Genomic DNA, 26,358 nt, shown 5'->3' with positions numbered 1-26,358 from the left:
TCAGAGCCAGCCGAGCAGAGCGGTCAGCCGCGTGACCGCGGCTTCGAAGACTGCGGGATCGAGGACGGCGCCGGTGTGCCGTCCGCTGTCGATGGGCCGCGTGAAGAAGCGCGACGGCAAGGTGTCGAGCGCGGGGCGCAGGCCTTCGCGCAGGTTGTAGCGACGCATCAACGCCAGCCGCCGCTGTCCCCACGCACGCAATTCACCGGGGGTGATCGGCCAGCCGGTGACCGCGGCGAGCAAGGAAGCGGCGGAGTCCTCGTCGAGATTGCGGGTCGGCGGCGCGGCGAACAGGCACAGTCCGGCCGCGTCGTAGCCGCTCCACAGTTCCATCAGATCGGCGACGTGGTCCACTTTGGACTCGGTCAGCGTGGCCATCGGCTCCCCGGGGAGGAATCCGTCGACCGGGTCGAAGTCGATGTCGTGCTCGACGGCGTCGTAGCGCGGCCCGAGCGGATGCACCGCGTAGGCCAGCCCGAGCCCCTGGCAGCCACGCGGGTCGAAGGCGGGAAGTTCGATTCCCTTGCTGTGCATGGCATACGGCTCGAATCCGAGCAGCCGTGACGCGCGCGCGACCCCTTTGGCCAGGATGTCGTCGCCCTGGACGATCTTCGCCGCCAACGCCGTCAGAGCGTCGGCATCGCCGAAGGCGGGCCCGGCGAGCAGGCCGTCTTGGGCGAGTTCACAACGGAACGCCAGCACGCCGGCCAGCGATACCGGATCCACGCCGGTCCGGTGACACCAGGCGTTGAGCTCGAGCACGATGCCGAGGTCCTCGATCGCGAGGTTCCCGGCGAACGCGGCCACCGCCTCCTGGTGCAGGGTGTGGCCGTCGAACGACTTGAGGCAGTCCTGCGGACAGCCGGGACAGCCACCCGAAGACCTGCTCAGGCGGGCTCGGTAGGCCTCCGGGGTGAACCCCGCCAGGTTCACCCCGGAGGTGCTGTAGTTGCGGACGCCGAGATAGCCATCGAGCCCGCTCGCGGGCCACGCGCCGAATCCCGGATCCGCTTTTTGGCTCAGCGTCAGCGGATTCGCGTTGATCCTGGCCTGGTAATCGTCGGTGATCCGGACGACCGCGGCCGGATCGGCGAACTCGGCTGGGGAACCACCCGTCACCACGACGGCTTTCAGCAGCTTGGCACCCAGCATGGCGCCGAGTCCCATGCGTGCCGCCGGATGCGAGTAGTCCGCGACGACGCCGGCGAAGCGCACGAGGTTCTCCCCCGCCGGTCCGATCGCCGCCACATGCGCGCCGAGACCGTGCCGTTCGAGCAAGCGATCGGTCGTCTCCGTGGTGTCGGCGCCCCACAGATCGGCCGCGTCGAGCACCCGCGCCGAGCCAGGACCGAGCAGGAGGTAGCTCGGGCGCGGCGCTCGGCCCGTGATCGACACCGCGGTGTGCCCGAGGTCGGCCAGTGCGGGCCCGAACGGTCCCTCGACGCGGCTTTCGGCGATGCCGCCGGTCAACGGTGACCGCGCGACCAGCGAAAACCGGTTCAAGGCGAGCGCACGCCGTCCCGAAAACCCGGCGACGAACACTACCGGCTGATCCGGATGCCACAGCGGCGACGACGGCACGGCGAGCAGTTCCTCGACGGCGAGGAAGCCGCGCCGGTCCACCTCTTCGACCGCAGAGGCGCCGGTGCCGAGGTCGACCCGCAGCAGTGTCACGACCCGGCCCCGGCGTGGATATGGCCCATCACGGCCTGGCTGGTCCGCGGATAGTCGTGATCGTTGACGACCTCGCCGCGCACCGCGAATTCACGCATCACGAAGATCCGGTCGGCCAAGGTGACCATCTCGACCAGATCGCTGGTGATCAGCACCACCGCCAGCCCGTCGGCGGCGAGTTTCCAGATCAGCTCGTGGAACGCCGCTTTGGTACGCAGGTCGATGCCAACGGTCGGTTCGTCGATGACCAGGATCTCGGTGTCGGCCGCCAGCCATTTCGCCAGGCTGACCTTTTGCTGGTTGCCACCGGACAGCTCGCCGACAGCGCGGTCGACCGAGGAGAGCCGGATGCCCAGCCTGTCGACGTACCGGGCCGCGAGCTCACGCTCGGAGCGCGCGGAAATGCCCAGCCGCCGTGACAGCCGGTCCCACACCGGGACCGCGATGTTGCGCGCGATCGACTGCTCCAGAAACAGCCCTTCGTGCTTGCGGTCCTCGGGCACGTAACCGATGCGATGCCGCCGCAACGCGTCCCGCACGCCTCGGATCCGAGTCGCCTTGCCCCGCACGCGAACGGAGCCGGACGTGATGGCCGACAGCCCGAGCAACGACTTCGCGAGTTCGGTCCGCCCGGCTCCGACCAGGCCATACAGGCCGACGATCTCGCCGCGTCGCACAGTCAACGAGACGTCGTGATGCCCGAGAGCGGTGCTCACGGAATCCAGTTCGAGCATCGGCTCGGCGGGTTCGGCACGGGCGGGAAAGTCGAGCACGGTGTGCTCACGACCGACCATCGCGGTGATCAAATCGGTCCGTGACACCGAGGCCAGCGGGACGGATTCGAGCACCGAGACGCCATCGCGCAGCACGGTGACCGTGTCGCACAGGTCGTACACCTCTTCGAGCTTGTGGCTGACGAACAGCACGGCCGTGCCCGCGTCGCGCAGCCGCCGCACGACCGTGAACAGCCGCTCGACCTCGCTCGGCGTGCTCGCCGTCGTCGGCTCGTCCAGCAGCAGGACGCCCGCGCCCAGCGAAAGCGCTTTGGCGACTTCGATCAGCTGGAGCTGGGAAACCGGCAGGCCGCGCACCGGCCGATCCGGATCGAGGTCGAGACCGACGAGGTCCAGGCACCGCACCGCTTCGGCCCGCGCGGCCGCCCGGTCGAGCAGGCCGCGCTTCGACGGCGGGCGGCGCAGCATGATGTTCTCCGCGATCGAGAATCCCGGCACGAGGTTGCGCTCCTGGTGGACCACGGCGATCTCGCCGTCGGACTCCAGCCGCCCGGCGTCGGGTTTGTACACCCCGGTCAGGATCTTGATCAGGGTCGACTTCCCGGCACCGTTCTCGCCGAGCAGCGCGTGCACCGAGCCCGGCTCGATCCGCAGGTTGGCGCCGTCGAGCGCCCTGACCCCGGGGAAAGCCTTGACCAGCCCTTCCGCCCTCATATCGCCACCCGCCGCCGCTGGGTCAGCAGCACCGTGCCGAGCACGACCGCGCCGACCACGAAGCTCACCCAGCTCGGGTCGAGCGAGAACTGTGCTCGCGCGACGTCGACCAGCCGGACGATGAACGCGGCGAGCACCGTGCCCGTCACCGAGACCGCGCCGCCTGCCAAGGCCGTCCCGCCGATGATCGGTGCGGCGAAGCTGGCGAGCAGCCAGTCGCCGCCGATGCTCTGGTTGACTCCGGGCGCGGTCGCCAGCGTGACGACCGCGGCCGCGCCGACCAGCAGGCCGGACAACCCGTGCGCCAGAACCAGTGACCGATCGTTCGAGATGCCGGACAGCTTGGCCGCCAGCGGGTTGCCGCCGCTGGCGAGCATCCGGCGGCCGGCGACGGCGTGCCGCAGGAACCCGGCGACCGCTCCGGCGACGAGCAGGACCAGCACGAACACGACCGGGATGTGGAAGAGCGCGAGCGAGCCGAACGCGCGCAGCGGATAGTCCGACACCGTCGCGGTGCCGATGACCTGGTACTGCAACCCGGTCAGCATGGTCATCGTGGCGAGCGTGACGATGAACCCGTTGATCCTGGTCAGTACGACGAGCACCCCGTTGACCAGTCCGACGGCCGCGCCCAGCGCGAGCGCGCCGAGCACGGTCAGCCAGGCGGGCACACCGAGGTCGGCCATCGCCCGGCCGCCCGCGACGGCGACGAAGCCGCCGAGCGCCCCGACGGACAGGTTCATCTGGCCGACGGCGAGCGCGACCAGCTGCGCGAGCCCGATCAGGATCGGAACCGCGAGGTAGACGAGCATGGTCTGCAGCGAAGGCCCGGCCAGCAGCGAACCTCCGGAGGCCACGGCCAGCGCGGCGAACCCGGCGAGCGCGACCGCGGGAAGTGAGTACTTCATCGGCGCACCGCCCGTCGCTCGCCGATGACGTGCCGGATCCGGTCCAGCGACAACGCGGCCAGCAGGATCGCGCCCAAGGACAACGACAGGCTCTCGACGCTCGCGCCGAGCATCGTCAGCCCCTGGCGGATGACCTGCGTCAACGAGGTGCCGAGGAAGGTGCCGAGAATCGACACCGCGCCGCCGGTCAGCAGCGTCCCCCCGAGCACCGGCCCGAGGAACGACGGCAGCATGAACTCCGAGCCGATCCCCGCGGTGAACGAGCCGCTGGTCACCGCCAGCAGGAACCCGGCCAGCGCGGCGAGCGCGCCCGACAGCGCGTGCGCGCCGACGATCCGGCGCGGCACGTCGATCCCGGACAGTTCCGCCGCGACCGGGTTCGTGCCGACCATCAGCATCTCCCGGCCCGCCCGAGCCCGCCGGAACAAGTACCCGACCAGCGCCATCGCGATCAGCGCGAACACGAACAGCTGCGGCACCGCGCCGGACCCGCACAGGTCGCCGGCACAGACGTCCGCGAGCGAGTACTGCCGCAGCTCGGCCATCCCCGCGGGCTTCGAGACGAACGCCGCCGAGGTCGTGAACTCCGAGTACACCAGTGAAATCAGCCCGAGCAGCGCGAAGTCCATCGCCAGTGTCACGACGAACGAGTTGACGCCCGAGGTCGTGATGATCAACCCGGTCAGCGCGCCGATGGCGGCGCCGGCGAGCAGCCCGACGGCCAGCCCGGCGTAGAGTGGGAGGTGCCAGTTGTCGTACGCGAGGCCCATGAACATCGCGCCGAACGCGGCCATCCGCCCGACCGCGATGTTGAGATGCCCGATCGAGAGCACCGCGAGCTGCGCCAGCCCGACCACGGTCAGCGTCGTGATATCGCGCAACAGCGGGAAGAGCACGAACCGCTCGTCGAAGAAGCCCGCGCGCAGTGAGCCGAAGACCAGCACTAGTGCCACGATCAGCGCGACCAGCCCGGTGCGTTGATCGACCAGTACCCGTTTCGGCGCGAGCACGGTCATGCGACGCGCCGATCGTCCATCGCGTCGCGGTCCCACGCGATGCCGAGCCCCGGTGTCTCCGGCGCGACCGCGTGCCCGTCCACGACGGCCATCTCGGCGGTGGTGATGGCGCGCAGCTGCGGGATGTGCTCGACGTAGCGGCCGTTCGGGATGGCCGCTACGAGGCTGACGTGCAGTTCCATCAGGAAATGCGGGCAGACCTCGACGTTGAACGCCTCGGCCAGATGCGCGACCTTGAGCCAGGGGGTGACCCCGCCGATCCTGGCCACGTCGACCTGGACGATCGACGCGGCGCCGCGTTCGAGGTATTCGCGGAACTGCGCGATCGAGTACATCGACTCGCCGACCGCGATCGGGATGCTGGTCGAGCGCGCGAGCCGGGCGTGCCCGCTGACGTCATCGGCGGGCAGCGGCTCCTCCAGCCAGAACAAGTCCACAGTGGACAAGGCCTTGGCGCGGCGGATCGCTTCGGCGCACGTCATCGACTGGTTGGCGTCGACCATGAGATCGAACCTCGGGCCGACTGCCTCGCGGATGGCGCGCAGCCGCTCCAGGTCCTCGCCCGCGGTCGGCTTGCCGATCTTGACCTTGATCCCGCCCCAGCCGGCGTCGACGGCGGCCTTCGCACCGAGCACCAGCTCGTCGACGCCCAGGTGCAGCCAGCCGGTTTCGGTGTCGTACAAGGGAATCCGAGGACGGAACCCGCCTGCGACGCGCCAAAGCGGCTCGTCGGCACGCAGGCAGCGCAGGTCCCAGAGCGCGGTGTCGACGGCCGCCAGCGCGAGCGAGGTGATCGCGCCGACCGTGGTCGAGCGGGTCGACGCGAACAGCTCGCGCCAGATCGACTCGACCAGCCGTGCGTCGCGGCCGATCAGCCGGGGCAGGAGATTGTCCCTGAGCAGGGCGAGCACGGCGGTGCCGCCGGTGCCGATCGTGTAGGCGTACCCGAGGCCGACCGCGCCGTCATCGGTCCGCAGCTCGACGAAAACGGTCTCCTGCTTGAGAAACGCCTGCACCGCGTCGGTCCGCGTACGCTCGACCTCGACGTCCACGAGGAACGCGTCAGCCTTGACCACCTTGGTCACCGGGTCTCCTTGCAGGTCAGCAGCTGGTCGAATTGGGCAGTGAGCTGGGCGGTCTTGGCCTGCCGCTCGGCGTCGAACGTCGCGACCGTCGCGGCGGTGACCACGAACGAGCCGGAGTCGACGGTGACGCCCGGCTGCTTGAGCGTGCAGGCGCCGGTCGCGAGCTTGGTCAGTACCTGCGTGCCGACATAGGCCTGGCCAGCGGGGTTCTGCGCGACCGTGGCCGCGACCGAGCCGTCGCGGATCCCGGCGAGTGTCTCGGGCGCGTCGTCGATCGCGACCACCTTGACCGGCAGGCCGGACGCCTTGACCCCGGCCGCCGCGGCGACGGCCGGGTTGTACGCGGTGGTGACGATGCCCTGGATGTCCTTGCCGTGTGCGGAAAGCAGGTCCGACACGGCCTTCTGCGCCGACTGCAGGTCCTTGTCGACGTCGGTGATCGTGGTCAGCAGCGTGACCCCGGTTTCCTCGACGGCCTTGCGCACGCCCGCGATCCGGCGCTGGGTGTTGGAGTCGACGTTGTTGCCGGTGAGGTGCACCAGCGTGCCCTTGCCGCCCATCGCCTCGATGGCCGCTTTCGCCGCCTTGTACGCGGCGTCGCCGACCTCGGTCGACAGGCAGAAATCGGCGTCGACCTTGTCGCCAGCAGGACACGAACCCAGCGAGGCGACGGAAGCGCCGCGCGCTTTCAGGTCGCTGAAGGTGCTGTTGATGTCCGTCGGGGACACCCCGAACACGCCGAATGCCGTATATCCCTGCGAAGACAACGCGTTGAGCACGCTGTTCTGCTTGGCCTGGTCCCACTGGCTCGTCTCGTCGAAGGTGACCGCGCCCAGCTTGAAGTCGGTTTTGGCGCGCTGGCCCGCCGGTTTCCAGTCCTGGAAGTACGCGTGCGGGCCGCCGGGCACCAGCGCGACCTTGACCGAGTCGGCGGGCTTGGCCTGCTGCGGCGCGGCCGCGCCGGTGTTCGCGCCCCGGGTGCTGCAGGACGCGGTGAGACCGAGGAGCAGGAGCATCACGGCGAGCTTGCGGGTCGGCATCGTTGCCTCGCAGAATCATATAGGATCTTTGATGCGTGATTCTTACGCCGCGAGCGAGGCGGCGTCAACCACCGAACCAGCGAGACATCCAGCAAGACATCTGATCTATCAGAGCACTCGATCAATCATTAGTAGGACTTTTGCTGCCACAGAAGGGTTTTATCCGTTCGCAGGTTGACACTATCGAAACATAGGTCGTACGTTTCGGCGAGTGTCCGCCCTCCTGTGTTAACCCCGCCGAACGGACCTTTCATGACCAATTCCCGCCGTACCTTCCTCAAGCTCACCGGCGCCGGCCTCGCGCTCAGCGGGCTCCGCCCGTTCGAAGCCCACGCCGAACCCGCCAGACCCGAAGACGTCGACTTCGTGCCGGACGACCAGGCCAGCACGCTCTGGTACCCGGCGCCGGCGACCGAAGCGAAGATCATGGAGCAGGCGCTGCCCGTCGGGAACGGCAGGCTCGGCGCGCTCACCGGTGGCGACCCGGCAAACGATTTCCTCTACCTCGCCGACGCCTCGCTCTGGTCGGGCGACGCCAACGACGTATTGCAGGACGACGGCCAGTTCCCATACGAGACAAAGAAGTTCGGCACGTTCAGCGTGCTGGCCAAGCTCCGGATCAAGATCCCGGCGCACGCCAAGTTCACCGGGTACCGCAGGCAGCTCGACCTGAGCAACGGCGTGGTGTCGGCGAGCTACACCGTCAACGGCACCCGCTTCACCCGCGAGGTCTACGCGAGCCACCCCGATGACGTAGTGATCGTCCGGCTCAGTGGCGGTCCGCAGTCGGGCACGATCACGCTCGAGGGCACCCACGGCGAGAAGGTCACCGACGCGTCGTTCGCCGCGGCGCTGCCGAACGGCCTGAAGTACGCCGCCGTCGTCAGCGCGACCGGGTCCGGCAAGATCGCGGCCAAGGGCGCCGATGTCATCTTCGCCGACTGCCGCGACCTGCTGATCGTGTTCAGCGGCGGCACGAACTACTCGGCCGACGCCACCAAGGGCTTCCGCACCACCGGTGATCCGCTCGCCATCGCGAAGACCAAGGCGCGCGCGGCGGCGACCGCGAACGCGGCGGCGCTGCTGGCCACGCACGTCAAGGACTACCAGTCGCTGTACAACCGGCAGACGATCGACCTCGGCCGGTCGAGCCGGACGCAGCGCGCGCTCGACTCGTGGTCGCGCATCGCCGTCCGCCACACCTCCGGCAAGCCGGACCCGGAGCTGGAGGCGAGCTACCTGCAGTTCGGCCGGTACCTGACGATCACGTCGTCCCGCGACAGCCTGCCGATCAACCTGCAAGGTCTCTGGCTGCACACCAACAACCCGGACTGGATGGCGGACTACCACACCGACATCAATGTCCAGATGAACTACTGGCTGGCCGACCGCGCGGGGCTTTCGCCCTGTTTCGACGCGTTCGCCGACTATTGCGTCTCACAGCTGAGTTCATGGTCTTCGGTCACCCAGAAGCTGTTCAACGATCCCCGCAACCGCTTCCGCAACACCAGCGGCAAGATCGCGGGCTGGGCGGTCGCGTTCTCGACCAACACCCACGGCGGGCTCGGCTGGTGGTGGCATCCCGGCGGCAACGCGTGGCTGTGCAACTCGCTGTGGCAGCACTACGAGTTCACGCAGGATCGCGCGTACCTGCGCAAGATCTACCCGCTGCTCAAGGGCGCCTGCGAATTCTGGGAGTCGCGGCTGATCACGATGAAGGTCAACGGGCGCGAGGTGCTCGTCGACGACAACGACTGGTCGCCCGAGCACGGCCCGCAGGACGCCAAGGGCATCACGTACGCGCAGGAAATCGTCTGGGACCTGTTCGAGAGCTACCGCGCGGCGACGGCGGCGCTCGGTGTCGACACCGCTTACGCGACCACGATCAAAGGCCTGCAGGACCGGCTTCACCTGCCCGAAGTCAGCCCGAAGACCGGCTGGCTGCAGGAGTGGATGAGCCAGGACAACCTCGGCGAGACCACGCACCGGCACCTCTCGCCGCTCGTCGGTTTCTTCCCCGGCGACCGGATCGCCGCGGACACGTCTCCCCCGGCGCTGCTCGACGGCGTGCGGAACCTGCTCATCGCACGCGGCATGGAGAGTTACGGCTGGTCGTGCTCGTGGCGCGCGCTGTGCTGGGCGCGGCTCAAGGACGCCGACCGCGCGTACCAGTCGGTGCTCAACGTGCTGCGGCCGTCGATCAACAAGGGCAACGGCACCGCGGCCAACTTCTTCGACATGTACGCCAACGGCGATCACATGCTGTTCCAGATCGACGCCAACCTCGGCGCGCCGTCGGCGATGCTGGAGATGCTCGTCTACTCACGGCCCGGCGTGATCGAGCTGCTGCCCGCGCTCCCGTCCGCCTGGGCTTCGGGCAAGGTCACCGGCGTCGGGGCGCGCGGCGGGTTCACCGTCGACCTCGCCTGGACCGGAGGGAAGGTCACGCGCGCGACCATTCGCAGCGTCGGCGGGACCAAGACCGAACTTCGCGCGGGCTCGTGGCGCCGCACACTCACGCTGCGCGCCGGCGAATCCGTCACCGTCACCCTCTAAGGAGTCTTCATGCGCCGCTTACTGGCGTTCTTGGTCGCTATGTCGGCTTTCACCATTGTCCCTGCCGCCGAAGCGAGCGGTCAGCTCGCGTCGCCGCCGATGGGCTGGAACAGCTGGAACGCGTTCCACTGCGACATCAATGAGCAGAAGATCCGCACCGCGGCCGATGTGCTGGTCAGCTCCGGCATGCGCGACGCCGGGTACGAGTACGTCAACATCGATGACTGCTGGGCCGAGCCGCAGCGCAATGTCATGGGTGACCTCGAGGCGAACCGCAAGACGTTCCCCAGCGGTATGAAGGCGCTCGCCGATTACGTGCACGCGAAGGGCCTCAAGCTCGGGATCTACACCAGCGCGGGCACCCGGACCTGCGCGGACACCATGCCGGGCGGGCTCGATCACGAGGCCGTCGACGCGCGGACGTTCGCCGCGTGGGGCGTCGACTACCTCAAGTACGACAACTGCAACACCCAAGGCCGCCCGGCGAGCGAGCGCTACCAGGCGATGGGTGACGCGCTCAAGGCGACCGGCCGCGACATCGTCTACGCGCTGTGCGAGTGGGGCGAGAACAAGCCGTGGCTGTGGGGCCGCACGGTCGGCGCGCAGCTGTGGCGGACGACGCTCGACATCGCCGACAGCTGGGACAGCATGACCGACATCCTCGACAAGCAGATCGGGCTGGAGGCGTACTCGGGACCGGGTGGCTGGAACGACCCGGACATGCTCGAAGTCGGCAACGGCGGCATGACCGACACGGAGTACCGCGCGCACTTCGCGCTCTGGTCGATCCTGAACGCGCCGTTGATCGCGGGCAACGATCTCGGCGCGATGACCCCGGAGACGCGCAAGATCCTGCTCAACCGCGACCTGATCGCGGTCAACCAGGACTGGGGCGGAAAGCAGGGCCACAAGATCCGCGACGACGGCGACACCGAGGTCTGGGCGAAGCCGATGTCCGACGGCTCGGCCGCCGTGCTGCTGCTCAACCGGGCCAGCGCGACCAGGACGGTTTCCGCGGAGGCGTCCGCGCTGGGCCTGCGTGCGCGGGACTACCGGGTCCGGGACCTGTGGACCGGCGCCGAGACTTCGAGTGCCGGGGTCGTGCGGGCGAGCGTGCCTGGTCACGGCGCTTCGGTGTTCCGGGTGTGGCCGTCGCGAGGTGTCTTGGCGCCGCACACGACGTTGTCGCTGGACGCGCCCGAACTTTCGGGCAAGGGCGAGCCGCTGAAGACGACGGTCACCCTGTTCAACGACGGCACGACCCCGGTCGCGGCGGTGCGGGTGCGGTTCGCGGTGCCCGCGGGCTGGACGACCGATGGGTCCACCGAGGCGTCCGTACCGGTGGTCTTGCCGGGTAAGTCGTGGCAGCGGACGTTCACGGTGAAGCCGTCCGCGCAGGTTGCGGCGACCGTTTCGCCCAGTGTGTCCGCGGAGTACTGGTCTGTCGGCGGGCGCGGGACGTTGACGACGACCACCGCAACCACGCTGGCCACGGCGCCGCCCGCGGGCACAACCTCACTGTCCACAGTGGACTGGGTGAGCGCGTCCAACGGCTGGGGCCCGGTCGAGCGGAACATGAGCAACGGTGAGCAGGCGCAGGGCGACGGTCACCGGATGCGCATCGGCACCGCCGGGTACGACGACGGGCTCGGCGTGCACGCGAGTTCGCACGTGCGTTTCTACCTGGGCGGGAAATGCCGGACGCTGACGTCACTGGTCGGCGTCGACCTGGAGGCCAATGGCGGCAGCGTCAAGTTCGAGGTCATCGGCGACGGCAAGTCCTTGGCGGCATCGGACGTCGTGCGTTTCCGCGAAGAGGCCCGCCCGCTGCAGGCGGACGTGACCGGCGTGCGCGCCTTGGATCTCGTGGTGACCGACGGCGGCGACGGGTCCACTTCGGACCATGGCGACTGGGCGAACCTCAAGGTGGCGTGTTAGCCGACGACCGGGTTGGCCGATTGCGCGAATCTCGGTAACTTGGGAACTTAGAGGGACCGAGATCTGTGTTTCCAGTGGGCGAATCGACTGTCCACTGTGGAGGTGATGACCACGGCCGACGAGGTTGAAGAGCTGCGGCCAGGGTTCGACGTGACGTGGCGCGGGTACGACAGGCAAGAGGTGCAGTCGTACCTGCGCTGCGTGGAAACCGAGCTCCGGCTCCTGACCGCCGAGCGGGAAGCCGCCCGGGCACACGCGTCCGACGTCACCAGGATCCTGGAGGCGGTCGCCGAAGAGAACCGGGACCTGCGCGCCCGCATCGATCGCATCTGCCGCACCCCCATCGAACCCGACGGCCTCGCCGAACGGCTGGGCCGCATGGTCGAACTCGCCAAGGAAGAAGCGGTGGCCTTGGTCTCCGAAGCCGCCGAGGAGGCCGCCACCACCCGCGAGCGCGTCGCCGCCCAGCTCCGCGAAGCCCAAGCCCACTTAGCCGCCCTGACCCAATCCCCCTGACCACCCGCGCACAGGAACCGCGGACATCCGTACGGCAAGAGCGAACTCGAAGTTCGCCGGTCCCGTACGCGAGTTCGCCGGTCCCGTACGCGAGTTCGCCGGTCCCGTGCGTATGTTCGCCGGTCCCGTACGCGTACATAGATAGACGACACGCGTACCTGAGCGGACGACACCCGTACACAGCCGGACGACACGCGTACCTGGATGGACGACACGCCGCGCCCCAACGCGGAACACGGGGTGCGCGAGTGTGGAACACGCGGTACCTCAACGTGGGACACGGCGCCCACCCCCGCCCCAGCCCGTGTCCCACGCTCGCGCACCTCGTGTCCCGCACTCGCGCACGGCGTGTCCCGCACTCGCGCACGGCGTGTCGTCCGGTTGTGCACGCGTGTCGTCCGGCTGGGGACGCGTGTCGTCCAACCAGGCGCGCGTGCCGTCCAACCATGCGCGCGTGGCGTCCGGGTGGGGACGCGTGGCGTCCGGGTGGGGCGGGGGTCAGGCCAGGGCGGCGAGGCGGTCCAGGAAGGCGTGCTGGGACTTGAAGAGCTTGGTGCGGGCGTCGTCGAGCGAAAACCAGGCCACGCGGTCCAGCTCGGGGAACTCCTGCGTCTTGCCCGAGCGGGGCGGCCACTCCATCGAGAAGGTGCCCGGGACGACCGAGGCCGGGTCGAGGTCCGCTTCCAAAGCCCAGATCGTCACGAGCTTGCCGCCCGACTGCTTGACCTCGCCCAGCGGCACCAGGTCGCCGGAAGGCACGGGCAGGCCGAGTTCCTCCGTGAACTCCCGGCGCGCGGCGGCCTCGGGGGTTTCGTCGGGGTCGTACTCGCCTTTGGGGATGGACCAGGCGCCGTCGTCCTTCTTCGCGTAGAACGGGCCACCCATGTGGCCGAGCAGGACTTCGCGATGGGAACGGTGGAGCAGAATGCCGGCGCTGCGTTTCATGTCCGGCATTCTGCACCGGTGCTCAGTACTCGTCGTGGGGGCGCCACCAGTAGCCGGGGCCGTCGTCACCGCGGCTCTCCTCTTCCCACGCCTCCTGACGGCCGAGCGGGGTAAGATCGATGTAGCGCAGGGTCGAGAGCAGCTGGTCGCCGCCGCGGCCGGTCGTGAAGTACGTGCGGTACACCTTGTCGCCCTCGCGCAGGAAGACGCTGACGCCGAAGCTGACGACGCCGCAGTCGTCGGTGAAGGTGCTGCCCAGCGCGGAGTACCACGGGACGGTCCACTCCATGCGCTTCTTCATCGCGTCGATCTCGTCGACGGTCGCCATCGAGGTGACCACGCGCGAGATGTCGCGGTTGTGGAGCGGCTCCTGGCGGCCCATCGTGTCGACCACGAAAGAACAGCCGGGGCACGGGCCCGCCGAGGTGAACGGCATGAAGTGGTAGACGATCAGCTGGCGCCTGCCCTCGAACAGGTCGAGTAGCGTGGCCTTGCCGTCCGGTCCCTCGAAGACGTACCCGGCGTCCCACTCGACCATCGGCAGCCTGCGGCGCTCGGCGGCGAGCGCGTCCTGTGCCTTGGTGAGCGCCTTTTCCTTGACCAGCAACGCGTCACGGGCTTCCTGCCATTCTTCGGCGGAAACGACCTGTGGCATGTTCATCCCCGTTCACTTGTGAGCGACGCCAGCCGCTCGAACGTCTCCGTCCAGCCGCCCTCGTGTTCGTCGCGGCTGGCGGTGGCCGGGAACCCGACCTGGGTGAAACTCATCTTCGTTTTACCGCCGACATCATCGAACACGACGGTGACCAGCGATTCTTCGATCGTGCCGTCCACCTCGATGCCCCAGGTGAACACGAGCCGCTCCGGTTCGGCGATCTCGCGATAGAGACCGCCGGTGCGCGCCTCGAAACCGTCGGCGTCGCGGACCATGACGGCCCGCCACTCGCCACCCGGGCGGAGGTCGACGCGGATGGTGTCGAGCGGGGTGGTCATCCCGTGCGGGCCGAACCAGCGGGTGAGCTGCGCGGGATCGGTCCACGCGCGGAACACCAGGTCCCTCGGCGCGTCGAAGATCCGCGTGATCTCCAGCCGGAGGGTGTCATCCATCCGTCTTCCCTTTCCGGATCGCCCGCAGGTGGTCGTCGAGCCGGTCGAAACCGCCGTCCCAGAACATGCGGTACCTCTCAAGCCAGCTCGCGGCCGCCCCGAGCGGGCCGGCTTCCAGGCGGCACGGCCGCCATTGCGCCTCACGCCCCCTGGTGATGAGCCCGGCCCTTTCGAGCACTTTCAAATGCTTCGAGATGGCCGGAAGGCTCATCTCGAACGGCTCCGCCAGCTCGGTCACCGAGGCCTCGCCGGCCGCCAGGCGCGCGAGCATCGCGCGCCGCGTCGGGTCGGCGAGTGCCGAGAAGATGCCGCTGAGCTGGTCTGACTCCGCAACCGTCACGCTTAACCACCTAGTTAATTAACCGCCTGGTTCACTATAGCGCCGCGCCTCGTCCGGTCAAGGCCCGGAATAACCAGAAGCCGGGAAGGGTTGTCATGTGCGATCCTCAGTACCCGGCCACTCGGCAGGGGAAAACACACCAGACGAATCGCGTTGCGGGTTTCCGCGCGCGCGAGAAATTCGAGGAGGCGTTGACCATGCCCAAGGACTACATCGACTGGCGCGAAAACGCCGCCTGCCGCGACATAGATCCCGAGCTGTTCTTCCCGGTTTCCGAACTGGGCCCCGGCGCTCGCCAGGTCGCGCAGGCGAAGGCCGTGTGCGGGGCGTGCCCGGTACGCGCGAAGTGCCTGGACTACGCGCTCGACAACGGGCTCACCTCCGGCATCTTCGGTGGCACCACCGAAGGCGAACGCCGGAACCTGCTTCGCCGCAGCCGCGCCGCCTGACCGGCGCCGGGGACCTCGTGTGAGGTCCCCGGCGTCGTTTCAGCAGCCGGGCGTGAACTTGGCCGCGGCGACCCCGGCCATCAGGAACGCGCCCACGCCGTAGTTGCTCGTGGCGGTAGGACTGATCGGCTGGTACTGCGACGGATGCGAAGACGGCCCCTGCACGTAGCCGACCACACCGTTGGAACGCAGCGCCGTGCCGCGCAGCCAGCCCCACGCCTTCTGCACGACCGGCAGGTACGTGGCCGAGTCGAGGTACCCAAGCTGGATGCCTTTCGCCAGGCCGTAGGTGAAGAACGACGTCCCGCTCGACTCCGGCGCCGGATACGCGGCCGGATGGTCGACGTCGGCCGTCCAGTACCCGCCCGCCTGCTGGGTCGCCTTGAGCTTCGCGGACATGTCGCGCAGCAGGCTCACGTAGTGCACGCGATACGGGTCGTCCGCGGGCAACGCGGCCACCGTGTCGGTCAGCGCGATCACGATCCAGCCGTTGCCGCGCGACCAGTGCTGCGTGTCGCCGGCCCAGCGCTTGTCACGCCACCACAGTGACGCCTTCTTGTCGTAGATGTGGCTTTCCGTATAGGAGAACATCTTCGCCATCGCGTCCAGGTTCGCCTGCGTGTGACCCGGCATTCGCGCGAACGCCGACAGCCCGCCGAGCCGCACGGCGTCCACGTAGTCCATGTCGCTGACCTTGCCGCCCTGCACGCGCGTGGTCTGCTTCTTGACGTACGCCTGCGCGTCGGCGATGTACTTCGCCGGATGCGCCGGGTCGAGCTCGTAGAGGTCGAGGTACTCCTGGCTCGCCTCCGGCCCGTCGTAGTTGGGCGCGTTGGTGGGCAGCTTCCAGTTGTTCTTCGCGCCCCAGTCGGTGCCGAACTTGAGGTACTTGGCGTCGCCGGTCAGCCGGAACAACTCGAGGTCGCCCTTGATGAACAGGGAGTTGAACCACGTGGAGTCGGCGGGCTTGGCGTGCCCGGAGATCCAGTGGTCGGCCGCCTGCCGCAGCGGCGCTTCGTCGGGGCAGGCGGCAGTGGGTGCGGTGGGTGCGGCGAACGCCACATCCGGCAGCATGCCGATGGCCACGACCGCCGCGAGCGCGGCCGCGAACCTGGTTCCCTTCACGGAATTCCTCCTTGTGCCAGTGGGTTCCCGGAACTACACGAGAGCCGACGGCGGAGGCCCGGGGTTCAGGGTCGCCCCGTGCCCGTGCGGTGTCAAGCTAAGGTGGGTCTTATGATCACCGTGCGCAAATTGACCGTTTACGGCGCCGGCTGGTGCCCCGACGTGAAGCGCAGCCGCGCGTTGCTGGACGCCGGTGAAGTCGACTACGACTACATCGACGTCGAAGCCGACGAAGCCGCCGAAAAGGCCGTCAGGGAACTCCAAGGCGGTAACCGGAGGATCCCGACACTGGTCTGGCCCGACGGCACCCACCTCGTCGAGCCGACCGACCCCGAGCTGACCGCGCATCTGGAAGGCCGGTGAAACTCGGCTTCCCACTGGGCACCAGGGTGGTCGTGCGCTACCGCGTCGAAGGCGGCTTCACCGACGCACTCGGCTATCTTCGCGCGCTCGACGAGTCCACCTGCGAGGTCGAGACCAAGCGTGGCCTGTCGAGCATCGCGCTCGACGACATCGTGGCCGCGAAGGCCGTCCCGCCGCCACCGGCCCGCCGATGAGCAGGCGCGAGTCGCGAACCCGCCCCGGCCCGTCCGGCCCGCAGGCCGGCAAGTACCCGGTGCGGTTCGGCACCGCGGAGCTGCAGCGTGACTGGGACCGCGACAACGCCTGGCTGCTCAGCGTCGATGGTGTCGCACAGTCCTATGTGGACCTCGACGACCCCGGCCACCTCGAGTTCGACTATGTGCGCCGGATGGGTGACGTCGTCGACTCCCTGCCGCCGGGCCCGGTGGAGGCGCTGCACGTCGGCGGCGGCGCCTGCACGCTCCCCCGCTACATCGCGTTCACCAAGCCCGGCTCGCGCCAGCTCGTGTTCGACGCCGACGACCGGCTCGTCGAACTCGTCCGCGAGGAGCTCGAGCTGCGCAGTGTCGCCGCGCTCAAGGTCAGGGTCTGCGACGGCCGCGACGGTGTCGCGACCCGGCGCGACCACTCGGCCGACCTGCTGGTGGTCGACGCCTACCAGCGCGCCGAGATGCCGGGCGGGCTGGCGACCGCCGAGTTCCTGCGTGACACCGCGCGCGTGCTGCGGCCGTCCGGGACGCTGCTGGTCAACATCTCCGACGGCCAAGGCCTCAAGTTCGCCAAACGGGTGATGGCGACCGTCGCGGCGGTGTACCCGCACGCGCTGCTGCTCGCCGACCCCGGCGTCCTGCGGGGCAGGCGCTTCGGCAACCTGGTGCTCGCCGCTTCGAAGCACGAGCTCCCGGTCGAGACGGTCGCGCGCCGCGCCGCGTCGGCTGTGTTCCCCGCGCGCTGTGTGAGCGGCAGCGAGCTTGAGAAGCTTTTCGGCCGCGCGGAGATCTTCACCGACGAGACGCCGGTCGTCACCCCGCTGCCGCCGGACAACGCGCTCGGGCTCTAGGGCTTTAGCGCGCGAAGAGTCCTTCGACGGAATCGTCGTCGAACACGGCCTGGATGGCATCGGCCAGCAGCGGTGCGATCGGCAGGACCGTGAGCTGCGGGAACCGCGAGCTGTCCGGGATCGGCACGGTGTCGGTGAGCACGACCTCCTTGACGCCACAGGCCGCGATCCGCTCGCCGGCGTCGCCCGAGAGCACGGCGTGGGTGGCGGTGGTGATGACCTCGGTCGCGCCCTCGGAGAGCAGGAGCTTGGTCGCGCCGGTGACCGTGGCGCCGGTGTCGATCATGTCGTCGACCACCACGCAGAGCCTGCCTTCGACGTCGCCGACGACCGTGTGGATGCCCTTGTGCTCGCCTTCGAGGGTGTCGCGGCGCTGGATGATGGCCATCGGCGCGTTCAGCAGCTCCGCCCAGGTCTCGGCGAGCCGCACGCGGCCGGAGTCCGGGGCGACGACCGTGAAGTTCGCGCCCGCGTAGCGCGAGAGGACGTGCTCGGCGAGCATCGGCTGCGCCCGGAGGTGGTCGACGGGGCCGTCGAAGAAGCCCTGGCCCTGCGCGGTGTGCAGGTCGACCGTCATGATCCGGTCGGCGCCCGCGGTGGCGAGCATGTCGGCGACCAGGCGCGCGGTGATCGGCTCGCGGCCGTAGTGCTTCTTGTCCTGGCGGGAGTACGGATAGAACGGCAGGAGCACGGTGATCCGCTTCGCGCTGGCCCGCTTGAGCGCGTCGAGCATGATCAGGTGCTGCAGCAGCCAGGTGTTGATCGGGCGGGTCTCGGTCTGCAGCACGAACGCGTCGCAGCCGCGGACCGACCGGTCGAAGCGGACGAAGCTCTCCCCGTTGGCGAACGTGTGCTCGGTCTGCGGGGTGATCGACGCGCCGAGCTCCGCCGCGATCTCCTTCGCGAGCACCGGGTGCGAACCACCGGAGAAGAACATCATGCGCTTGGTCACCGTCGCCGTCATGGAGGCGAGATTAGTCTCAGGCGGCGACCAGCGGTTCGAGCAGGGCCAGTCCGATCTCGGTCAGCTCGGCGGCGACCCACAACTCACCTGGTCTCGGCCGTCCGGGACGCACGTAACCACTGCGCACCAGCTCATGCGCGACGATCTGGTCGCAGCAGAGCAGCCCGTCGATCCGCATGTCGGGCTCGCAGCTGCAGGTGACCTCCGCACGGCCGGCCGCCACCGCCCGCAACATCGCCTTGCCCCGGTTGGACAAGGTCCCCGGTAATCGCGTCTGTCCCATCCTGAACACCCGCCTTCACTGCCCATTGTGGTCTGGCTCACAACGATGCCGCGCCGACACGCCGAGCGGGACCGGCGAATTCCCCGGTCTTGCGACCAGGGTCATCCCTTACGCCGGGGTCAGGGAAGGGCAGCCGGGGCACTGCCCCTGGTTTCCCCTCGGGCAGGGGACGGGGCCGGCGGCGGTCCCTGCAGCCATCCGCCGGCCCCGTCATCTCAGAAGGCGAACACCGCGCCCGTCTCCGCGCGAAGGACGCAGGTGTTCGCGAAGGTCTGGACCGTGCCCGTCCGCCTGCCGTGCCACCAGCCCTGCGCGGACACGGTCACCGGCGCGTAGATCATCGGGCAGCCGCGGTCGTCCTTGGCGACGGCTCTGAAGTCGCCGTTGGCGTAGTCGAGGTCCGCGCAGGCGTCGGCGGCGGCCGGGTGCGTGCCGCCGGTCGGCGAGCACTCGAGCACACGGTAGTGGTCCACCACCGTGCTCAGGTGGGGCATGCTGACGGTCAGCAGCAGCACCGACCGGGTCGGAACCAGTTCGTCCGCTTGGGCGGCCGGCGCCGCCGTGACGGCCATCGCCGCGCACGCCGCGGCGATGCCGATCGCGTAGGAACGCCTGATACGGCCCATGATGAAGACTCCTCACAACGGGGAAACAATGCCCTGCGAACGCTAGAACCGTTGACTCACAATGGGTTCACTGCTGTGAACGATCGTGAACATTCACTCGTTCGCCAGCCGGGAGCGGCATTCGGAGCGACTACGCTGATCTCCGCCGTCCGTATCCTGAGAGGTTTTCCGTGAGCAGCAGCGCTTTTCCAGTCGACGTCGGGCACCGGATCAGGAAAGCCCGCCGAACAAGGGGGTTGAGCCTGCGCACCACGGCCGAACTCGCCGGGTTCTCCCCCGGTTTTCTTTCCATGGTGGAAAACGGCACGCGCACACTGGACAGGCTGAGCCACATCAGCGCGCTCGCCGACGCGCTGCGCGTCGCGCCTGGCGACCTCGTCGGCACCAGCCTGCCGTCCACGTCGCCGCACTGGGACACCGCGACACGAGACCTTCGCGGCACGTTGCTGGCGGTTTCGTCCGCCGTTCGCCCGCACGAAACCTCGGCCGAACTCACCAGCGCCGTCGACGACGCGTGTCACCTGATGAACCACGGCGAATACCTGATCCTGTTGCGGCGCTTGCCTTCGCTCATCGGGCGCTGCACGGACCTACGCCAGTTACTCCGGTTGTACCACAGCGTCTGCGTCCCGATGCTGCTCGACATCGGCCATCTCGACCTGGCCGCCTTCGTCGTCGAACTCGGCCGTACCCATGCCGAAGTACTCGCCGACCCGGCCGAGAACGCGGTGAACACCTTGTGGCGGAGCAAAACCTGCACGCGTGCCGGCGCGTGGACGGACGGGGCGGCGATGGCCGAGCGCGCGCTCGGCGAGTTCTCGGGTTCACCGGCCGTCCGGGGCAAACTCCATCTCGCCGCCGCGCAGGCGAAAGTCCATTTCGATCAGACGACCGCCTTCAGTCATCTGGCCGAAGCCGAACGGCTGGCCGCCTCCGCCGCGCCGGAACCGTTGGCCGCGTTGCCGTTCACACCCACGCTGGTCCGCTTCCACCGGATGCTGCGGCTGTACGACGTCGGGCGGTTCGAGCAGATCATCGAGGCCGCGGACGCCCCGTACGACGTCACGACCCGGATGTACGCGGCCGGGATCCAGCTCATGGTCGGATGTTCCTACGCGAGGGTCGCCGGGCAGGCCTCGCGCGCGGTCACCCATCTGCAACGGGCGGAACGGATCGCGCCCCTGCCGGTGCGGGTCGACGCGCACACCCGCCAAGCCGTTTCCGCGCTCCTCGGCACCCAGTCACCGGGCCGCACCGGCCGGGACATCCGCGGCCTGGCCCACCGCCTCGGCCTCTGACTTTCGTGGGTCGTGAGGGTTTTCGCCGGTTAGAACCGGCCGTACCACTCACGACCCGGTCGACTCGCGGATGACGAGTTCCGGTTCGTACACCACGGATTCGTGCTCGTGCGTGTCCTCGCCGGAGGTCTCCGCGATCAGCAGCTCGGCCGCCGTCCGGCCCAGCCTGGGCGCGGGCTGGCGGACAGAGGTGAGCGGCACCGCGGCGGCCGCGGCGAACTCGATGTCGTCGTAGCCGACGATCGCCATCTCGGCGGGCACCCGGACGCCGGCGGCGACCATCGCCTGCAGCACCCCGAGCGCGAGCAGGTCGTTGGCGCAGAAGACCGCCGTCGGCCGCGGGGTGAGCGCGAGCAGCCGCGCCCCCGCGTCACGGCCGGATGCGACGTCGAGACCACCGGCGGCCAAGACGATCGGGTCGGGCAGCACCGAGCGGACGCCCTGTTCCCGGTCGCGGCATTGGGCGAGCACCGCGGGACCGTTGACGAACGCGATCCGCCGGTGGCCGCGGTCGAGCAGGTGACGGGCCGCGAGCGCGCCGCCCGCGACGTCGTCGACGGAGACCGAGCAGGCGCCGGGCACCAGGCGATCCACGAAGACGTACGGGATCCCGTTGCGCCGCAAGCCGTCCACCGAGGCGTCGGTGACCGGGCTGAGCAGCACGCCGCGCACGCGTTGCTCCGCGAGCATGGCGAGGTAGGCCGTCTCACGGTCGACGCGCTGGCCGCTGTTGCAGGTGATGACGTTGAGGTCGGCCTCGTAAGCCGCCTCCTCCGCGCCGCGCGCGACGTCGATGAAGAACGGGTTGGCCAGGTCCAGCACGAGCAAGGCGAGCGTGCGGCTGCGGCCGGCGCGCAGTTGCCTGGCGGATTCGTCGCGGACGTAGCCGAGTTCTTCGATGACCGACTGCACGCGGACGCGGGTCTCCGGCGAGACCACGTGGGGGCGGTTGACGACGTTCGAGACCGTGCCGATCGACACGCCCGCCCGGCGGGCGACGTCTTTGATACCGACCATCCGACCTCACCCTTGCCGTGTGCCCGTGGCGGACCATACCATGTGTATGAAACGTTTCAATCGTCGGCGCGGGAGTCCGGATGGACGCGGTGAAAGCGAAACTGGCCGGTCAGCGCATAGAAACGCCTTCATGGGCGTACGGCAATTCGGGGACCAGGTTCAAGGTGTTCACCCAGCCGGGTGTCCCGCGGTCCCCCGAGGAGAAGATCGACGACGCTGCCCAGGTCCACGCCTTCACCGGGGCCGCGCCGAGCGTCGCGCTGCACATCCCGTGGGACAAGGTCGACGACTACGGCGCGCTCGCCCGGTACGCGCGCGACGCCGGGGTGGTGGTCGGCACCATCAACTCCAACGTGTTCCAGGACGACGACTACAAGCTCGGCAGCGTCACGAATCCCGACCCGGCGGTGCGCCGCAAGGCGGTCGATCATCTGCTGGAGTGCGTCGACGTGATGGACGCGACCGGCTCGCGCGATCTCAAGCTCTGGTTCTCCGACGGCACGAACTACCCGGGCCAAGACGATATCCGCGACCGGCAGGACCGGCTCGCCGAGGCGCTGGCGACCGTCTACAACAGACTGACCGGCGATCAGCGGATGCTGCTGGAGTACAAGCTCTTCGAGCCGGCGTTCTACACGACCGACGTCCCGGACTGGGGTACGTCCTACGCGCATTGCCTGAAACTCGGCGAGCGCGCGACCGTGTGCGTCGACACCGGGCACCACGCGCCGGGCACGAACATCGAGTTCATCGTCGCTTTCCTGCTCAGGGAAGGCAAACTCGGCGCGTTCGACTTCAACTCGCGGTTCTACGCCGACGACGACCTGATGGTCGGTGCGGCGGATCCGTTCCAGCTCTTCAGGATCCTGTACGAGGTGGTGCGCGGCGACGGGCTCGAGCTGGTCTCGTTCATGCTCGACCAGTGTCACAACATCGAGCTCAAGATCCCCGGCCAGATCCGCTCGATCTGCAACGTCCAGGAGGCGACCGCCAAGGCGCTGCTGGTCGACCGCGCGGCGCTCAAGTCCGCTCAGGACAGTGGGGATGTCCTGGCCGCCAACGATGTCTTCATGGACGCCTACAACACCGATGTCCGCCCGCTGCTCGCCGAGCTGCGGACCGAGCGCGGGCTCGATCCCGATCCCGTCGCCGCCTACCGGCGCTCGGGTTACCAACAGAAGATCGCCGCCGAACGCGTCGGTGGCGAGCAGGCGGGCTGGGGCGCGTGAACGAGCTGATCGCCCGGTCCAACCGGCTCGGGTCCGACCCTGCCAACACGAACTTCGCGGGCGGCAACACCTCGGCCAAGGGCACCGAGACCGACCCGGTGACCGGCGAGCCGGTGGATCTGTTGTGGGTCAAGGGATCCGGCGGCGACCTCGGCACGCTCACGGCCGACGGGCTCGCCGTGCTCCGGCTCGACCGGCTCCGCGCGCTGGTCGACGTCTACCCCGGCCCCGACCGCGAAGACGAGATGGTCGCCGCGTTCGACTACTGCCTGCACGGCCGCGGCGGGGCGGCGCCCTCGATCGACACGGCCATGCACGGACTGGTCACCGCGGCGCACGTCGACCACCTGCACCCGGACGCGGGCATCGCGCTCGCGACGGCCGCCGACGGCGAGAAACTGACCGAGCAGTGCTTCGGCGACCGCGTGGTCTGGGTGCCGTGGCGGCGGCCCGGGTTCCAGCTCGGGCTGGACATCGCGGCGGTCGAGCGAGACCATCCGGCCGCTATCGGCTGCATCTTGGGCGGGCACGGCATCACCGCGTGGGGCGCGACCTCGGACGAGGCCGAGGCGCACTCGCTGGAGATCATCCGCACGGCGGCCGCGTTTCTCGAAGAACACGGCCGCCCCGACCCGTTCGGTCCGGAAATCCCCGGCTACCAGGCCGATCCCGACCGGCTCGCGAAAGCGGCCGAGCTGGCGCCGGTGCTGCGCGGGCTCGTCTCCACCGACCGGGTCCAGCTCGGCCACTTCACCGACGCCGCGCCGGTGCTCGACTTCCTCGCGCGCGCCGAGCATCCCCGGCTGGCCGCGCTCGGCACCTCCTGCCCCGATCATTTCCTGCGTACCAAGGTGCGCCCGCTCGTGCTCGACCTGCCGCCGTCCGCACCGTTCGACCAGGTCGTCGCCCGGCTGAAGGAGTTGCACGAGGCCTATCGCGAGGACTACCGCGCCTACTACGAGCGGCACGCGACCTCGGACTCACCCGCGATGCGTGGCGCCGACCCGGCGATCGTGCTGCTGCCCGGCATCGGGATGTTCTCCTTCGGCGCCGACGCGCAGACGGCCAGGGTCGCGGGCGAGTTCTACCTCAACGCGATCAACGTCATGCGCGGCGCCGAGGCCGTGTCGACCTACGCGCCCATCGAGGAGCGCGAGAAGTTCCGCATCGAGTACTGGGCGCTCGAGGAGGCCAAGCTCGCCCGCCGTCCGAAGCCGAAGCCGCTGCAGGGCCGGGTCGCGCTGGTCACCGGCGCCGGATCGGGCATCGGCAAGGCGATCGCGCGCCGGCTCGCGGCGGAGGGCGCGTGCGTGGTCGTCGCCGACGTCAACGCCGAATCGGCGCACGCCGTCGCGGACGAGCTCGGGCAGGTGGCAGTCGCGATGGACGTCACCGACGAGGCCTCGATCGATGCCGCGTTCGCCGCCGGCGCGCTCGCGTTCGGCGGGATCGACCTGGTGGTCAACAACGCGGGCCTGTCGGTGTCGAAGCCGCTTGCGGAGACGACGGCCGAGGACTGGGATCGCCAGCACGATGTGATGGCGCGCGGGTCGTTCCTCGTCTCGAAGGCGGCGGCGCACCAAATGGTCGCGCAAGGGCTCGGCGGCGACATCGTCTACATCTCGAGCAAGAACTCCGTGTTCGCGGGGCCGAACAACATCGCCTACAGCGCGGCCAAGGCCGACCAGGCACACCAGGTCCGGCTGCTCGCCGCCGAGCTCGGCGAGCACGGGATCCGGGTCAACGGCGTCAACCCCGACGGCGTGGTCCGCGGCTCCGGGATCTTCGCGGGCGGCTGGGGTGCCCAGCGCGCGGCCGTCTACGGGGTCCCCGAGGAGGAGCTCGGCGCGTTCTACGCCCAGCGTTCGCTGCTCAAGCGGGAAGTGCTGCCGGAGCACGTGGCCAACGCGGTGTTCGTGCTGACCGCCGGCGAGTTGAGCCACACCACCGGGCTGCACGTGCCGGTGGACGGCGGGGTCACCGGGGCGTTCCTGCGGTGAGCGTCTTCGCCGCGGTCGACCTCGGCGCGTCCAGCGGGCGGGTGATGACCGCCGACAGCGCCACGCTCGAACTCCGGGAAGCGCACCGGTTCCCCAACCGGCCCGTACGCGTCGCCGGGACACTGCACTGGGACATCCTCGGGCTGTACCGGGCTGTTCTGGACGGTTTGCGCGCGGCCCGGCCGGTCGACGGCATCGGCGTCGACTCGTGGGCGGTCGACTACGGCCTCCTCGACGCTTTGGGCTCGCTGGTGGGCAATCCCGTCCATTACCGCGACGAGCGCACCGCGGGCGCGGTCCAGCCGCCAGGGCTCTACGCGGAGACCGGCTGCCAGTTCCTGCCGATCAACACGATCTTCCAGCTCGGCGCCGAGCACCGGCCCGCGTCGCGGCTGCTGCTCATCCCCGACCTGATCACCTATTGGCTGACCGGCGCATCCGGCACCGAGCTGACCAACGCCTCCACCACCGGCCTGCTCGACCCGCGCACCCGCGACTGGTCGGCCAAGGCGTTCCTCCTCATCGGCCGCGAGCCCGGCTTGTTCGCCCCATTGCGACGGCCAGGAGACCTTGCCGGGCACCTGCTTCCCTCGGCCAGCAAGGAAACCGGCTACTCCGCGCCGGTGTACACGGTCGGCTCGCACGACACGGCTTCCGCGGTCGCTGCCGTGCCCGCGGCGGACGAGAACTTCGCTTACATCTCCTCGGGCACGTGGTCGCTGGTCGGTGTGGAACTCCCCGAGCCGATCCTCACACCCGAGGCCGAGGCGGCCAACTTCACCAACGAACTCGGCGTCGACGGGCAGATCCGGTTCCTGCGCAACGTGATGGGCCTGTGGCTGCTCGAAGAGTGCCGTCGCGAATGGACAGTCGGCCTCGACGCGCTCCTGGCCGAAGCCGCGACCTTGCCCCGGCGTTCGGTCGTTGACGCGACGGATCCGCGTTTCCTGCCACCCGGGGACATGACGGCCAGAATCGCCCATGCCTGTCGGGAAACCGACCAGCCGGAGCCGGAAACCCCCGCCGAATTCACCCGTTGTGTCCTAGACAGTCTCGCGGAGGCTTATCGCTCGGCCATCGAAGACGCCGCCCGGCTTTCCGGCCGTCGTGTCGACGTGGTGCACATCGTGGGCGGCGGCGCGCGCAACACCTTGCTGTGCCAGCTGACGGCCGACGCGTGCGAGTTACCCGTGATCGCCGGGCCGATCGAAGCGACCGCGCTCGGCAATATCCTGGTCCAGGCGAGAGCGGCGGGCGCGATCCGCGGGGATCTCCGCGAACTGGTGCGCAGGACGCAACCCTTACGCCACTTCGCTTAACCCCGGGATAAAGCCCGCTTTATCCCGGGCCGGTTTGGCCTTTTGTACAAGA

The 26,358-nt window shown here is 69.2% G+C and carries 26 protein-coding genes; 11 read left to right on the top strand and 15 right to left on the bottom strand.

All coding sequences use genetic code 11. From position 1 onward, the window contains the following. Genes BLV57_RS02180 through BLV57_RS02155 form a run of 6 tightly spaced genes read right to left on the bottom strand, consistent with a single transcriptional unit; the run spans position 1 to position 7,171 of the window. Positions 1–1,674 carry an aldehyde ferredoxin oxidoreductase C-terminal domain-containing protein gene (locus BLV57_RS02180; protein WP_091285880.1) on the bottom strand — a complete coding sequence of 558 codons (1,674 nt, stop codon included), beginning with the start codon at positions 1,672–1,674 and terminating at the stop codon, positions 1–3. After that, on the bottom strand, positions 1,671–3,122 hold the full coding sequence (locus BLV57_RS02175; protein ID WP_091285878.1) for a sugar ABC transporter ATP-binding protein: 1,452 nt from the start codon (positions 3,120–3,122) through the stop codon (positions 1,671–1,673). Before BLV57_RS02175 ends, BLV57_RS02180 begins: the two co-directional genes overlap by 4 nt. Continuing rightward, positions 3,119–4,030, bottom strand: a complete 912-nt coding sequence (locus BLV57_RS02170) for an ABC transporter permease (protein ID WP_091285877.1) — start codon at positions 4,028–4,030, stop codon at positions 3,119–3,121. Before BLV57_RS02170 ends, BLV57_RS02175 begins: the two co-directional genes overlap by 4 nt. Continuing rightward, the gene (locus BLV57_RS02165; protein ID WP_091285875.1) at positions 4,027–5,046 is read right to left on the bottom strand and encodes an ABC transporter permease; all 1,020 of its coding nucleotides are present in this window, start codon (positions 5,044–5,046) and stop codon (positions 4,027–4,029) included. Before BLV57_RS02165 ends, BLV57_RS02170 begins: the two co-directional genes overlap by 4 nt. Next, on the bottom strand, positions 5,043–6,131 hold the full coding sequence (locus BLV57_RS02160) for a mandelate racemase/muconate lactonizing enzyme family protein (protein ID WP_091285873.1): 1,089 nt from the start codon (positions 6,129–6,131) through the stop codon (positions 5,043–5,045). The genes BLV57_RS02165 and BLV57_RS02160 overlap by 4 nt, the downstream gene beginning before the upstream one ends. After that, positions 6,128–7,171, bottom strand: coding sequence for a sugar ABC transporter substrate-binding protein (locus BLV57_RS02155; protein WP_176968470.1), 1,044 nt, complete (start codon positions 7,169–7,171; stop codon positions 6,128–6,130). The genes BLV57_RS02160 and BLV57_RS02155 overlap by 4 nt, the downstream gene beginning before the upstream one ends. 252 nt (positions 7,172–7,423) lie before the next feature. On the opposite strand from BLV57_RS02155, the gene BLV57_RS02150 reads away from it, so the two are divergent. The 3 genes from BLV57_RS02150 (at position 7,424) to BLV57_RS02140 (ending at position 12,181) form a co-directional block, all read left to right on the top strand. Next, entirely contained in the window at positions 7,424–9,727 is a 2,304-nt protein-coding gene (locus tag BLV57_RS02150; RefSeq protein WP_091285870.1) for a glycosyl hydrolase family 95 catalytic domain-containing protein, read from the top strand. Between the two features lie 9 nt (positions 9,728–9,736). Further along, positions 9,737–11,665, top strand: coding sequence for an NPCBM/NEW2 domain-containing protein (locus BLV57_RS02145; RefSeq protein ID WP_091285867.1), 1,929 nt, complete (start codon positions 9,737–9,739; stop codon positions 11,663–11,665). A gap of 105 nt (positions 11,666–11,770) precedes the next feature. Further along, positions 11,771–12,181 carry a hypothetical protein gene (locus tag BLV57_RS02140; protein ID WP_091285864.1) on the top strand — a complete coding sequence of 137 codons (411 nt, stop codon included), beginning with the start codon at positions 11,771–11,773 and terminating at the stop codon, positions 12,179–12,181. A 498-nt stretch (positions 12,182–12,679) separates the two neighbouring features. Here the strand turns inward: BLV57_RS02140 and BLV57_RS02135 are convergent, their stop codons facing one another. The 4 genes from BLV57_RS02135 to BLV57_RS02120 are packed head-to-tail and all read right to left on the bottom strand — an operon-like array spanning position 12,680 to position 14,573. Then, a complete protein-coding gene (locus tag BLV57_RS02135) occupies positions 12,680–13,126 on the bottom strand; it encodes an NUDIX hydrolase (protein WP_091285861.1) in 447 nt (148 codons plus the stop codon). A 22-nt stretch (positions 13,127–13,148) separates the two neighbouring features. Beyond that, entirely contained in the window at positions 13,149–13,787 is a 639-nt protein-coding gene (locus BLV57_RS02130) for a DUF899 domain-containing protein (protein ID WP_091285858.1), read from the bottom strand. After that, positions 13,784–14,233: an SRPBCC family protein gene (locus tag BLV57_RS02125; RefSeq protein ID WP_091285855.1), complete on the bottom strand. Its 450-nt coding sequence runs from the start codon at positions 14,231–14,233 to the stop codon at positions 13,784–13,786. The genes BLV57_RS02130 and BLV57_RS02125 overlap by 4 nt, the downstream gene beginning before the upstream one ends. Then, the gene (locus tag BLV57_RS02120) at positions 14,226–14,573 is read right to left on the bottom strand and encodes an ArsR/SmtB family transcription factor (RefSeq protein WP_091285852.1); all 348 of its coding nucleotides are present in this window, start codon (positions 14,571–14,573) and stop codon (positions 14,226–14,228) included. Before BLV57_RS02120 ends, BLV57_RS02125 begins: the two co-directional genes overlap by 8 nt. Positions 14,574–14,770: 197 nt before the next feature. On the opposite strand from BLV57_RS02120, the gene BLV57_RS02115 reads away from it, so the two are divergent. Beyond that, positions 14,771–15,022 carry a WhiB family transcriptional regulator gene (locus BLV57_RS02115; protein WP_091285849.1) on the top strand — a complete coding sequence of 84 codons (252 nt, stop codon included), beginning with the start codon at positions 14,771–14,773 and terminating at the stop codon, positions 15,020–15,022. A gap of 39 nt (positions 15,023–15,061) precedes the next feature. Here BLV57_RS02115 and BLV57_RS02110 read toward each other — a convergent pair whose 3' ends face one another. After that, the gene (locus tag BLV57_RS02110; protein ID WP_091285847.1) at positions 15,062–16,147 is read right to left on the bottom strand and encodes a glycoside hydrolase family 88 protein; all 1,086 of its coding nucleotides are present in this window, start codon (positions 16,145–16,147) and stop codon (positions 15,062–15,064) included. Between the two features lie 120 nt (positions 16,148–16,267). Between BLV57_RS02110 and BLV57_RS02105 the strand changes: the two genes are divergently transcribed. Genes BLV57_RS02105 through BLV57_RS02095 form a run of 3 tightly spaced genes read left to right on the top strand, consistent with a single transcriptional unit; the run spans position 16,268 to position 17,570 of the window. Then, positions 16,268–16,510 (top strand): glutaredoxin family protein, encoded by a 243-nt coding sequence (locus BLV57_RS02105; protein ID WP_218134667.1) that lies wholly within the window; start codon positions 16,268–16,270, stop codon positions 16,508–16,510. Beyond that, the gene (locus BLV57_RS02100; protein ID WP_091285841.1) at positions 16,507–16,704 is read left to right on the top strand and encodes a putative acetyltransferase; all 198 of its coding nucleotides are present in this window, start codon (positions 16,507–16,509) and stop codon (positions 16,702–16,704) included. Before BLV57_RS02105 ends, BLV57_RS02100 begins: the two co-directional genes overlap by 4 nt. Further along, positions 16,701–17,570 carry a spermidine synthase gene (locus BLV57_RS02095; protein WP_091285838.1) on the top strand — a complete coding sequence of 290 codons (870 nt, stop codon included), beginning with the start codon at positions 16,701–16,703 and terminating at the stop codon, positions 17,568–17,570. Before BLV57_RS02100 ends, BLV57_RS02095 begins: the two co-directional genes overlap by 4 nt. Before the next feature lie 4 nt (positions 17,571–17,574). Here the strand turns inward: BLV57_RS02095 and BLV57_RS02090 are convergent, their stop codons facing one another. From BLV57_RS02090 to BLV57_RS02080, 3 genes are all read right to left on the bottom strand, one after another. After that, on the bottom strand, positions 17,575–18,534 hold the full coding sequence (locus BLV57_RS02090; protein WP_091285836.1) for a ribose-phosphate diphosphokinase: 960 nt from the start codon (positions 18,532–18,534) through the stop codon (positions 17,575–17,577). A gap of 16 nt (positions 18,535–18,550) precedes the next feature. Beyond that, a complete protein-coding gene (locus BLV57_RS02085) occupies positions 18,551–18,817 on the bottom strand; it encodes a hypothetical protein (protein WP_091287823.1) in 267 nt (88 codons plus the stop codon). 215 nt (positions 18,818–19,032) lie between these two features. Further along, positions 19,033–19,443, bottom strand: a complete 411-nt coding sequence (locus BLV57_RS02080; protein WP_091285833.1) for an SSI family serine proteinase inhibitor — start codon at positions 19,441–19,443, stop codon at positions 19,033–19,035. A 170-nt stretch (positions 19,444–19,613) separates the two neighbouring features. Between BLV57_RS02080 and BLV57_RS02075 the strand changes: the two genes are divergently transcribed. Beyond that, entirely contained in the window at positions 19,614–20,741 is a 1,128-nt protein-coding gene (locus BLV57_RS02075) for a helix-turn-helix domain-containing protein (protein WP_281244377.1), read from the top strand. A 48-nt stretch (positions 20,742–20,789) separates the two neighbouring features. On the opposite strand, the gene BLV57_RS02070 is transcribed toward BLV57_RS02075, so the two are convergent. After that, positions 20,790–21,758 carry a LacI family DNA-binding transcriptional regulator gene (locus BLV57_RS02070; RefSeq protein ID WP_091285830.1) on the bottom strand — a complete coding sequence of 323 codons (969 nt, stop codon included), beginning with the start codon at positions 21,756–21,758 and terminating at the stop codon, positions 20,790–20,792. An 80-nt stretch (positions 21,759–21,838) separates the two neighbouring features. On the opposite strand from BLV57_RS02070, the gene rhaI reads away from it, so the two are divergent. Genes rhaI through BLV57_RS02055 form a run of 3 tightly spaced genes read left to right on the top strand, consistent with a single transcriptional unit; the run spans position 21,839 to position 26,306 of the window. Further along, on the top strand, positions 21,839–22,987 hold the full coding sequence (gene rhaI / locus BLV57_RS02065) for an L-rhamnose isomerase (RefSeq protein WP_091285827.1): 1,149 nt from the start codon (positions 21,839–21,841) through the stop codon (positions 22,985–22,987). Then, positions 22,975–24,987 carry a bifunctional aldolase/short-chain dehydrogenase gene (locus BLV57_RS02060; RefSeq protein ID WP_091287822.1) on the top strand — a complete coding sequence of 671 codons (2,013 nt, stop codon included), beginning with the start codon at positions 22,975–22,977 and terminating at the stop codon, positions 24,985–24,987. The genes rhaI and BLV57_RS02060 overlap by 13 nt, the downstream gene beginning before the upstream one ends. Continuing rightward, the gene (locus BLV57_RS02055; protein WP_091285824.1) at positions 24,984–26,306 is read left to right on the top strand and encodes a rhamnulokinase; all 1,323 of its coding nucleotides are present in this window, start codon (positions 24,984–24,986) and stop codon (positions 26,304–26,306) included. The genes BLV57_RS02060 and BLV57_RS02055 overlap by 4 nt, the downstream gene beginning before the upstream one ends. Positions 26,307–26,358: the final 52 nt, after the last annotated feature.

Source organism: Amycolatopsis xylanica (assembly GCF_900107045.1).
GTDB lineage: Bacteria > Actinomycetota > Actinomycetes > Mycobacteriales > Pseudonocardiaceae > Amycolatopsis > Amycolatopsis xylanica.
This window is presented reverse-complemented; position numbering and strand designations above follow the sequence as displayed.